This is a genomic window from Epilithonimonas bovis DSM 19482 (genome assembly GCF_900108115.1).
Lineage (GTDB): Bacteria > Bacteroidota > Bacteroidia > Flavobacteriales > Weeksellaceae > Epilithonimonas > Epilithonimonas bovis.
Genome location: NZ_FTPU01000037.1, coordinates 17,711 through 29,413, shown reverse-complemented (window position 1 = coordinate 29,413; position 11,703 = coordinate 17,711). Strand labels below are relative to the sequence as shown.

Here is an 11,703-nt window from a genome sequence, read left to right as displayed (position 1 = left end):
GTGAAACTCTCCATCCCAAGCACTCCAAGAAAAAAAGACACTGCTTATCAAAAGCAGACAAAGCGCAAAAAATTTAGAACCAGAGCGGCAATAGAACCTATCATCGGACATTTAAAAACCGATTTTAGGCTGGCAAAAAATTACTTCATGGGAGAAACGGGACCACAAATCAATGCATTACTAGCTGCAACCGTTTGGAACATGAAGAAAATGATGGAACTACTGAAACAGAAAATTATTTTCTTATTTTATAAGATACAAATTATGCTGTTTTCTAATCTTGTTTTTAAAAATAAATTAAATAGTGGGTTTTGTTAAGGAACGACTATGTAGTAATTTTCCAAAATATGTTTGACTGCATACTTCAATTGAGTCCTGAAGTTCTTGGCGGAAGTGACTTTGCAACTTTTCAACAAAAAAATATCTAAAAATGTTAACTTCTGAATTTGTTACAAGAGGAAACCTTACTTTAAATAAATTTAGAAAAGAATTAAAGACATGCTGAAATGGGTGCCCGTCATTTTCTTCGTAGCCCTCAATTATCTTCTCTTCATTGTCATTTAAAAAATTTAAAACTTTTGGGTGACTTTCATCAAAATGCTCATGTAGTTCCACAGGGAGTTTTTATTTAAACCAATAAAGCAATGTAAGTCATCATTTTACTGACAGTAAGCAAGTTAGATAATTTTATAAACGCATAAGGCATCGTATAAACCATTAAACAATCCCCGATTTAGTCCCTGAGTTTAGAAGTAGGGACTAGAAATTGATACTTCAAATTTCTTCGTAAAAAGTATTTTCCCCCTTCCTTTATTACATATCTGGCTGCGTACGAGCAAAATAAAGTGCAACCGGTCTCTCTTTTACCTGTTGCACTCCATTAAAGAAGACTTATCAATAACTTGTTTAATAATTCAGCGTAAATCCTGCGCCCCAGCTCATATCGCTGTCGTAGTGTGTGGAGATACCAAAATTCTTTGTAACGATGTATTTAAGACCTGCCATATATTCTTTGTCGGTATTGACCATGAATGCCCCGCGCAAACGCGCAGTCAACGGAATGTCTTCACGTTTCAGCTGGAACCTTACAATTCCGTCTGTAAATATTTCTGCCTGCAGGTCCACCAACATCGGGAGTTTATACATGATACCAGCGCTGAAAGTTTTTCTTTCATCTTTAGTAGATGCCTGTCCAAAAAGGTTTTTTTCAATATTATTCCTGTCAATCTTTCTATAACGATAGTTAAATCCGATAAATGGTTTCAGCCACTGCATACGGTCCACATACCTGCCGAGTTGGGTTTCCACCTCGTAGCCGTGATGGGGATTGTAACCTAAACGCCATTCTGTTCCCAATTCCCAGCGGGCATTTGAGATCCTCGCCATCCCGTCGTTACCATTGGTAGCAAAATCGTTTTCGGCCATAAGGTGCCACATGTTACTTTCGCGCTGGAGCTTTTTGTAAGCTGAAGCTTTATCGGGCAGCAAAGGATTCTGATAATCACCAACAGCAAAAACACGGTTCATCCCCGCCATCATGTGATAGAGGATGTGACAGTGGAAAAACCAGTCCCCGTCAGTTTTAGCTTCAAATTCGATGACATTAGTTTCCATCGGCATAATATCCAACACATTTTTGAGGGGTGCCTGAAGGCCATTTTTGTTGAGTACCCGAAAATCAAAACCGTGCAGGTGCATCGGGTGACGCATCATTGAATTATTGAATAGGGTAATGCGGAGAATTTCGCCTTTTTTTACCAATATTTTGTCAGATTCTGCCAGGACTTTATCGTCCATGCTCCATATGTAGCGGTTCATGTTTCCCGTAAGGGTAAACTTGAGCTCGCGCACGGGACTGTCTTTCGGGAGTGAAGTGTCATAAGGCGATTTCATCATCCCATAATTCAATGTGGTAATCCCGGAAGCAGGCATCTGATGCTGTGAGTGATCCATTTGCGCATCGTTGTTGTCCATCTTGTCCATCGGCATTGCTGCATTATTTTCAGCACTAATTTCAGGATACATCACCTGATTCATATCCATCGTCTGATAACTCATCTTCATGCCCATATCTTTCATGTCACCGTTCATCTTCATCATGTCGTTCATCATCTTCATCCCTTCAAAGTATTTGAGTTTGGGTAATGGATCATGGGATTTCGTAGCTCCTTCTCCAATAAACACTGACGCAGATTTTGTGCGGTCTTCGGGTGTAACAAGGAGTTCGTATGAAGTGTTTTTTTCAGGAATTTCCACTACGATATCCACTGTTTCGGAAACCGCCAGGATCAGGCGATCCACTTCGACCGGTTCAATATCCAGTCCGTCACTGGCCACTACTTTAATTTTTCCGCCCGCATAATTAAGCCAGAAATAAGAGGAAGCCCCGCCGTTGGCTATTTGCAGCCGTACTTTGTCACCGGCTTTGTATCCTGCCAGCTGGCTTTCGGTTTTCCCGTTAACCAGAAATGCGTCATAGTAAACGTCGCTCACATCCATGGCCAGCATGCGCTTCCACTCATTGGTAAGCTTGGTTTTGAAATGTCCCTGTTTTATGGCTTCAGAATAGCTCTGCGTAGCGCCCTTCTTGATTGCGAACCAGTCGTTCGCATTGCGGAGCATCCGCTGAACATTATTGGGGTTCAGGTTTGTCCACTCGCTCAGGATAAGGTGCTCCGTGGGCAAATTATCAATCCCCGGTCGGAAGGTAGGATCTTCGGGACGTTTTTTCAGAATCATCATCCCATACATTCCAATCTGCTCCTGCAGGCCAGTGTGTGAGTGATACCAGTGGGTTCCGTTTTGGATGATCGGAAACGAATACGTGTAGGTTGAATGTGGTGGAATGGGTTTCTGGGTAAGCCAGGGAACCCCATCTTCTTTATTTGGAAGATGAAGACCGTGCCAGTGCAGAGAAGTTTCTTCGTCCATTAAATTATGGACAATCACTTCGGCCGTATCGCCCTCATAAAACTCCAGTTTTGGCATCGGAATCTGCCCGTTTACGGCAATGGCGCGTTTCTGTTTGCCCGCGAAATTTACCAGGGTGTCTTTCACATAAAGATGGTAGGTCACTTTGCGTCCGCCTTTTAGGTGCTTTTCGGGCATGGGCATGACCATTTTGTGTTCACCATGTATCTGCATGTTTCCGTGTGCAGAATGATCTTCCTTCTTTCCTTTTTGAGGCACCAGATTCATACCGCACTTGGGACACTTTCCGGGTTTGTCCGATATCACCTCGGGATGCATCGGGCAGGTGTACATCTTTTGCGCTTCTTCATGCTGATGCGCATCTGAAGTTTGATGTTCCGGGGTTTTGCCGGTAGACTGATGCCGGCCGCTTTCCTTCTGAGGGACCAGATTCATACCGCACTTGGGACACTTTCCGGGTTTGTCCGAAACCACCTCGGGGTGCATCGGACAAGTGTACATCTTTTGCGCTGCTTCATGCTGATGCGGAGCAGGTGTTGAATGTTCCGGCGTTTTGATGCTCGCTGGGTCTTTCGGTACTGCTTTAGTCTTTGGCATCACCGGTTTTTTAACTTCCGTTACCGTCTTTGTTTTTGCAGCGGTAATTTCAGGTTTCTTACCCGTAGTTTTTTTAACTACGGTGGCCTTTTTAGGAGCGGGCGCGGATTTGGCCGCCGTTTTTTTCTCAGTAACGGTTTTCTTCACCAAGGTCATACCGCAAATGGGGCAGTTACCGGGTGCTGATTTCACGACCTGCGGATGCATCGGGCAGGTGTACACGGTTTTGGTGCTCTGTGAATAACTGTTTATGGACATTGCCATAAATAGAAAAAGCGAAAATATATATTTCATCTTGTGATTATTTAATTTTTAACAAACTTGCATTAAGTGCGACCACGATGGTGCTGACACTCATCAGCACTGCGCCCATGGCGGGACTCAGGACATATGTGGGATACAGAACACCTGCAGCAAGTGGAATAGCCACGACGTTATAGCCCACTGCCCATACGAGATTCTGGATCATCTTGCTGTAGGTTTTCTTTCCAAAATCTATCATTTTCACCACGTCTCGAGGGTCACTGTTGACCAGAATAATATCTGCGGTTTCGGCAGCAACATCAGTTCCGCTGCCAACTGCAATGCCTACATCTGCTGCTGCCAAAGCCGGTGCATCATTTACGCCGTCACCTGTCATGGCAACGATTTCTCCTTTATCCTGAAATTCTTTTACTTTTTCCTGTTTGTGGTGCGGAAGTACATTTGCCAAATATCCGTCCATTCCTAACTGCTTTGACACCGCCGCCGCTACCTTTTCGTTATCACCTGTAAGCAGGAATGATTTAATGTTCATGCTTCGAAGTTGGTCAATAGCTTCTTTTGCGCCTTCGCGAATGGTATCTGCTAAAGAAACAATACCCACGGGCACGTCATCAATCAAAATAAAGTTCACTGTTTCTGCATCCTGGTTGATTTCTTCCGGAATGGCAGGTACCTGTTTATTGTTTTGAACAAAATAATTAGGACCAGCCGCGACAACCGATTTACCGTTTACGATTCCTGTCACTCCAATTCCCTGCATGTAGCGGAAATTATCTGACTTCCATAGCTCCAGTTTTTTCTCGGAAAGGGTCTGCATGATTCCTTTTGCAATGTGATGTTCGGAGTTCTGCTGCACTGCTGCTGCATACTGGAGTAAATCGTTTTCCGAATAGTGTTCCGTTAGAGGAATGATTTTCTGCACAGTGTGGGAACCTTTCGTAAGGGTGCCGGTTTTATCGAAAATAATGGTCGATAATTTTCTGGTGGTTTCAAAAGCCGTGCGGTTTCTGATGAGTAAACCATTTGTCGCTGAAAGTGTAGTGGAAATGGCCACCACCAGAGGGATTGCCACTCCTAAAGCATGAGGGCAGGCCGTTACCATTACCGTTACCATCCGTTCCAGAGCAAAAGCCAAATCTCCCATGGTGATGTACCAGTAAGCGAAAGTTCCTACTCCCACCACAATTGCTACTATAGTAAGCCATTTGGCTACTTTATCCGCCAGATTCTGAGTGTTCGACTTTGCTGCCTGCGCATCCTGAACCAAATTAATGACCTTATTGAGGTACGAATCCTTCCCAACCCCTGTTGCTTTTATCTTTAAAGCCCCGTCTCCATTGATAGACCCTGCGATAACCTTTCCACCGGACTCTTTTCTTACAGGAACACTTTCTCCCGTCAGCATGCTTTCATTTAAGTAAGAAGTGCCCTCGACAATCAGACCGTCAGCGGCGACTTTTTCGCCCGGTCTTATGATTACAGTATCTCCGTTTTTCAGCTGTCCCAGTTTTATTTTAACCGGACTTCCGTTCTGCTCGACGGTTACGTCATTTGGTAGTAAGGCAACTAGAGATTGCAACGCTTTTGAAGCTGCCATCTGCGAACGCATCTCGAGCCAGTGACCCAGAAGCATGATGACAATTAGGGTGGCGAGCTCCCAAAAGAAATCCATGCCCGGCAGCCCGAATACGACGGCAACGGAATAGACATAAGCTACGGTAATCGCCAAAGCAACGAGCGTCATCATCCCAATAGCTCCGGCTTTCACTTCGCCCAAAAACCCTTTGAAAAAAGGCATTCCACCGTAGAAATAAATAATACTTCCCAAAACCAACAGCACGTATTTATCGCCTTGAAAAGCTATGGTGAAACCAAGCCACTGCTGAATCATATGAGAAAGCAGAAGGACCGGAACGGTAAGTGCCAAAGAGATCCAGAATCTCTTCAGGAAATCCGGAGTATGATGACCTGCATGTTTGTCAAATCCCGCCGCTGAACTATCAGATTTTGAGTGATGATCATGATTCTGATGATGATGGCTGTGTTCGTCTTTTTCAGGTCGGGCGGTTCCTCCCAAGGGAATTAAGTTCATTCCGCAAAGTGGACATTTCCCCGGTTCGTCCTTCAATATCTGGGGATGCATGGGACAGGTGTATTTTTTCATAATTCAATTTTTTTGCGTTAAATTCTGCTATTTGAGATTACTTCCGGGTTTGAAGTTCTTTAATTTTCGCCCTCATGACGGCAATTTCTTCCTCCTGTGCTTTGATAATTTCCTCGCCCAACTTTCTCACTTCCGGATCGACCAGATTACTTTCTTCGACCATAAGAATAGCCCCTGCATGGTGTGGAATCATGGACTTTAGAAACTGGACATCTCCCACGGCTGTCTGCTGCCGAATCCCGGACCAAAACAGCACCATCATCAGCACTCCTAGGCCCATAAGAATTTTATTGAGTTTTTTGTTGGGATACATCTTCCCCATTAACAGCAGTTCGATGATTAACATAGGAGAAGCCATCAGGCCTGCCATGTATAACTGGTTTATGTTTGGAATTACGTTAGCCAGCTTGTCCACCATCGCATACATTAGTATAAACATTGAAATAAAGGAAATCAGAAGCATCCAAAATAACTTTTTGTATGCAGAGGCATGGCTTTCTTGCGCGTGCTGGACAGACTCCTTGCCCGATTCCATTTCATGTTTGGAATGATTGCCTGTTGCTGAATCAGTATCCTTAAGCATGTTGTGATCATGTTCTGAATTTTTCATAATAATAATTTTTTATATGTTAACAATTTGGATGAATATTTTTTGTTCATAAATTATCTAAAATGAATTTCACTCTTTCTTCGGGAGGCAAAACCGGAACAAAAACGATAGTGAAACCGAGGTTGGTGTATGTTTCTATTATCAACTGATGAATTAGTTTTTGATCGTCTTCATTTTCGGTTCTCGCGTAGTCTTTGGCAAAAGGCAATCGGTCTAAGATAAATATTTTTTTGTAGGAAACCCCGTTGACGGCATTAAGTAACTTTTCATCATAATCCAAATTTAAAAATTGATAATACGCCATTGCATCCGGGATGGCCCGGTCTAAAAAAACCATATCTTCTTTTTTGAGCAATCTTTCCTCCGCGATCTGCATCTCTAACACTCCCAATTGAAATTTCTTTTTATTGCTTCTGATTTCTTCAACAGAATTTCCTTCATTATGCATGGTATCAATGTAATGCCTGGCGTGTTCAATTGTCGTAAGGTAACCTTGCTTCTGAAGCAAATCAATGGTCGTTGTTTTTCCGGTACTGGGTCCGCCGGTAATCACATACCAGTTGGTCTCTTCTGAATGCTTGATTTTACTGTCCCTTATATGATTCATATCTCCAAATTATAATTCTTCAATATCATAAAGTTGAGGTATTTGCGAATCCCAGCCGTAGGTTTCTTTTATGCCCAGCTGCAGCGCTTCTGCGCCTTCCTTTTCCCCATGTACGATGAAAATTCTTTCAGGAATATTTGTTATTTCATTCATCCAACCAATGAGTTCATTGTGGTCTGCATGTGAAGACAGTCCTTCAATTTCCGCTACTTCCATATTGAACGGCACCCATTTTCCGTACACTTTTAATTCTTTCTCACCCTCCAATAATTTTCTTCCACGGGTTCCTTCCGCCTGATAGCCCACAAAAAACAGGGTGTTATCATAGTTTTGTGCCTGGGTTTCAAGGTAGTTGAGCATTCTGCCACCGGTGAGCATCCCGCTGCCGGCGATAACAATTTTTGGTTTGTTGTCGGAACGCAACTCCATGGTTTCCTGATAGCTGCTGACCACCGTGAAATGATCGCACATTTCATCACATTCGTCGGTTGTTAACCGGTGCCAATCTCTGGTACGGTAAAACAGATCGAGTATGCTGGCTCCCATCGGACTGTCCATGATTATCGGTACTTTGGGTATTTTATTTTCGTTAAGCAACCTCCATAAAATAAGCATCATCAGTTGAGCACGTTCAACCGAAAAACTTGGGATAAACAGGCTGCCTCCACGGTTAATGGTGTCGTTGACTAATTTTTCAATCTCCGGAACCGCTTCCACTTCATCCGGATGAAACCTTCCTCCGTAGGTCGACTCTATGAAAAGAACATCCGCCTTTTCTGGTTTCAGGGGTGGAAACAACAATAAATCATTTGTGCGTCCAATATCCCCGGAAAAAACAAAACGTTTTTCATGTATCTCCAGCTCTATGAAAGTAGAACCCAAGATATGCCCATTGTACTGAAATCGGGCACTGATGCCCTCAAACAACGGAATCCACTGTGATGGTGGAACCTCCTTAAAATGGGAAATGGTTTTTGCTACATCCTTCACACCATACAGCGGTTCTGCCGGACTGTGTTTGGAGTAACCTTCTTTATTAGCTCGCGCCGCTTCCTGTTCCTGGATTTTGGCACTGTCATTCAGAATGATTGTGGCAATATCCAAAGTGGGATTTGTTCCGTAAACTGGTCCGTTAAAACCATATTTTATTAATCGTGGAAGGTATCCTGTGTGGTCGAAATGACCATGAGTCAATAAAACGGCATCAATGGCTGAAACGTCCACAGGCGGATATTCCCAGTTTTTAAGCCGTAATTCCTTTAACCCTTGAAAAAGGCCGCAGTCTATTAAGAGTTGATGATCTCCTGTATCGATTAAATATTTGGAACCCGTTACTGTTCCTGCAGCTCCCAAAAAATGAATGGTAATTTTAGTGTTTTTCATTGGTCAGATTGTTTAATGTAAAGAACATAATTCTTTTGCATCTTTTATAATGTTTTTATGGCGAGGTTTTGAAATACCGATTTGGTTTAAGACCTCCGGGTTTTCATAAATTTCTTTGCACAGGACTAAGCCGAGGTCTAACAATTTTGTTTTTTCGTTTTTTGTCAGGGTCGTTAATGCGGTTAATGGGTGCAAACCGGATTTGTCTATTCTCTCTTTTAAACCGTTCCCAAAAGGATAGTCCCAGCTTGCCATTAGTAAACCTGCACATTTCCCATATTGTGTGGCATCAGAAGTGAATCTTGTATTGGTGTACACACCTCCTTTAGATATTTTTCCTTCGTTACTTTTTTGTTTTTTCCACTGTTTTTCTACATCCAGAAATCTGGAATTGACATACAGAGGAATTTTTACATTGCAAAATCTCCCTTGGTCGCTGTGAAATTTACATTCAATAAAACAGTGCTGGTCGTCTTTGTCAGCGATGACATCTATTTCATGCGACACGCAATTTCCCTGAACAATGACCCCAACCTGGGTGGAAAAACCTTCATGAGCCATCAGTTTGCCCACTAATTTTTCAAAGGGAAAACCGGAGGGACCCAATTCAAAGAGTGCGTTTTTGAGTTTGTATTTTGAAGCACTTACGCGGGAATATTTTTTTAACAAATCAAAAGCAATTTTATAGATCTTTGAGGTGGTCATGCCTTCGTAAATCGTGGACTGAACCTCACCAACAATTTGCTGAATGACGTTTTCCCCAGCAGACGCGCGCCTAAGTGAATTAGTGAGTTTTTCGACATCAAATACGACAATATCTCCGGACTTTTTTACGATGCTAATGGGAATCTTCATTTTCTGATAGTTTGTTGAAACTTACTTTAGGCAACTGTTATTTTATTATCGAGATATACATTCTGTACCCTTTGTAGCAAGTGCACACCGTCTTTAAACGGGCGCTGAAATGCCTTCCGACCCATAATCAGTCCAGTGCCGCCCGCTCTTTTGTTGATGACCGCTGTTGTAATGGCCTCAACCAGATCTGACTCACCTTTTGAATCGCCACCGGAGTTAATTAATCCGATTTTGCCCATGTAACAGTTCGCTACCTGCAGCCTGCAGAGGTCAATCGGGTGGGGAGTTGTTAGTGCCTCATACATCGCGTCATCGTATTTACCGAACTTAATGTTTTTGAATCCAAAATTATTTGTCGGCAATTTTTGTTTAATAATATCAGCTTGAATTGTTACTCCGATATGATTGGCTTGTCCTGTCAAATCCGCAGCGGAGTGATAATCCTGATCTGCTGTTTTAAATGCCTCATTTCGAAGATAGCACCATAATATAGTCGCCATACCGAGCTGATGGGCGTGCTCAAACGCCTCGGCAATTTCTTTGATCTGTCTGTCGCTTTCTTCGGAACCAAAATAGATGGTTGCTCCTATGGCAAGGGCCCCCATATCCCAGGCGTTTTTAACTTTTCCAAATAGCGTTTGGTCATATTTATTTGGAAAGCTCAGTAATTCATTGTGATTAATCTTTACAATGAAAGGGATTCTGTGCGCATATTTTCGGGCATTCAAGGCTAACCCCCCGAAGGTAGAAGCCACACCGTTACAGCCGGCTTCGAGTGCAAGTTTTAAAATGTTTTCAGGGTCGAAATAGTCGGGGTTTTTATAAAATGAGTACACAGCACTATGCTCAATACCCTGATCAACGGGAAGAATGCTCAGATAACCCGTGCCGCCAAGATTACCCTGACCATAAAGTTGAGCGAGACTCCGCAGAACCTGCGGGTTTCTGTTGCTATCGCCAAAGACCTTTTCCAGACTGTATTTGCCTGGAGTCAGCAGTTCATCTTTTGTAATTTTTTGGCAAACGTGATCCAAATAGAAGGCTGCCTTCTTGCCTAATAAGTCTGCAATGTTATCGTTCATTTTCATTTTTTTTAAACTTTAATTTAATCCCTAAATTTCTATTTGTTTTAGAAATAGGCATTTGCGGAAGTGCGCGTCTTACAAATATTTGCAGGGTACAAAACCATTTTCCTTAACATTCCGTTTTATTAATTTGATAATTTACTTTTTGCTTACTCCTAATAAAAACTCTGTTTAACTCCAAGGCTTTCGTTGGTCTTAAGTATCGACTTTTCAGCGTCTGGTTCAATTCCGGTTAGGGCACGGATAGCGTCAATGGTTTCGGGGATTACGATAGCCTGATTATCGACTAGGTAAGCATAGAACACTTCATCTCCAACCACTTTCAGCATGTCTTGCCACAAGGCTACTTCATACATATCTCCATAAGGGCGGCCTATTGCAAGCATTAATTCCTTAACTGTATTATTAGCGGCTAACTCATCGCTGTATTTAATCATTGCAATTCTGGTAGATTTATTGAACGCATCCAAAACTTCTTCCTTATCGGCCTTTCTGGTCAACTGTACATTCCAGTAATGTAGATGGCTTAACGTTTCCGGTACTTTAACTGCTGATGTGATAACGTCAAAAGAGGGGTCAACGGATTGCGCATCCGGCCCCTGATGACTTGGTATTTCTTTTTCGGGAACTAGGGTATTCATAATCCCGGTCAAATGACTTTCCCATGGGTCGGTTGCACGACGAAGTAGAGTACCTCTTGCTTTTAAGAGCAAGCCTGCATTCTTCAGGGCGGTTAATGTTCTCACAATGGATGTAGTGTTGCAGGAAACTACTCTTGTAGCATCAAGGTTAAGTGCAGTGGCATAGTTGTTTTCGGCACTAAAGGAATGACCGGTTGTTTCATGCTTTTCACCTCCCTGTAAAATAAACTTTTTACCAAGTTTTTTATAAAGCTCTATATTTTGAGCAGCGATTTTCTTGGGTGTGCAATCCACAATAATATCTGATGATGCAAGCAGGTCGTTCAATGTGCCTGATGAATTTATTCCGGCTTCGTTCATCTTTGTTTTAAACATGTCATCGGAAGCAAACACGGGATATTTTTTCAATACTGCCATTTGAATGCGCCAGTCTGTTATTACATCGCATACACCTGCCAGTTCCATATCTTCTTGCAAATGCACTGCATCGGCAACCCGTTTGCCAATGACACCATATCCGTTAATGGCAACTCTTATTTTTTCCATAATATATATATTTAGCTTAT

8 protein-coding genes and 1 pseudogene are annotated in these 11,703 nt (G+C 42.6%); 1 reads left to right on the top strand and 8 read right to left on the bottom strand.

Annotation, left to right across the window (positions count from 1 at the left end; genetic code table 11):
- A pseudogene (locus tag B0B05_RS16665) lies at positions 1–318 on the top strand (IS5/IS1182 family transposase); the annotation flags it as partial.
- Positions 319–906: 588 nt separating this feature from the next.
- On the opposite strand, the gene B0B05_RS13300 reads toward B0B05_RS16665, so the two are convergent.
- The 8 genes from B0B05_RS13300 to B0B05_RS13265 all read right to left on the bottom strand — a co-directional run bounded on the left by B0B05_RS13300 (position 907) and on the right by B0B05_RS13265 (position 11,683).
- Complete coding sequence (locus B0B05_RS13300) at positions 907–3,822, bottom strand: multicopper oxidase domain-containing protein (protein WP_221406976.1); 2,916 nt, start codon at positions 3,820–3,822, stop codon at positions 907–909.
- Positions 3,823–3,829: 7 nt separating this feature from the next.
- Positions 3,830–5,935, bottom strand: coding sequence for a heavy metal translocating P-type ATPase (locus B0B05_RS13295; RefSeq protein ID WP_221406975.1), 2,106 nt, complete (start codon positions 5,933–5,935; stop codon positions 3,830–3,832).
- A 58-nt stretch (positions 5,936–5,993) separates the two neighbouring features.
- On the bottom strand, positions 5,994–6,566 hold the full coding sequence (locus tag B0B05_RS13290; protein WP_228453733.1) for a DUF305 domain-containing protein: 573 nt from the start codon (positions 6,564–6,566) through the stop codon (positions 5,994–5,996).
- A gap of 46 nt (positions 6,567–6,612) precedes the next feature.
- A complete protein-coding gene (locus tag B0B05_RS13285) occupies positions 6,613–7,173 on the bottom strand; it encodes an AAA family ATPase (protein WP_076784106.1) in 561 nt (186 codons plus the stop codon).
- Positions 7,174–7,182: 9 nt separating this feature from the next.
- Complete coding sequence (locus B0B05_RS13280) at positions 7,183–8,556, bottom strand: MBL fold metallo-hydrolase RNA specificity domain-containing protein (RefSeq protein ID WP_076784105.1); 1,374 nt, start codon at positions 8,554–8,556, stop codon at positions 7,183–7,185.
- A gap of 12 nt (positions 8,557–8,568) precedes the next feature.
- The gene (locus B0B05_RS13275; protein ID WP_076784104.1) at positions 8,569–9,411 is read right to left on the bottom strand and encodes an ATP cone domain-containing protein; all 843 of its coding nucleotides are present in this window, start codon (positions 9,409–9,411) and stop codon (positions 8,569–8,571) included.
- A gap of 26 nt (positions 9,412–9,437) precedes the next feature.
- A complete protein-coding gene (locus B0B05_RS13270) occupies positions 9,438–10,499 on the bottom strand; it encodes a class I fructose-bisphosphate aldolase (RefSeq protein WP_076784103.1) in 1,062 nt (353 codons plus the stop codon).
- Positions 10,500–10,651: 152 nt separating this feature from the next.
- The gene (locus B0B05_RS13265; protein ID WP_076784102.1) at positions 10,652–11,683 is read right to left on the bottom strand and encodes a type II glyceraldehyde-3-phosphate dehydrogenase; all 1,032 of its coding nucleotides are present in this window, start codon (positions 11,681–11,683) and stop codon (positions 10,652–10,654) included.
- Positions 11,684–11,703: the final 20 nt, after the last annotated feature.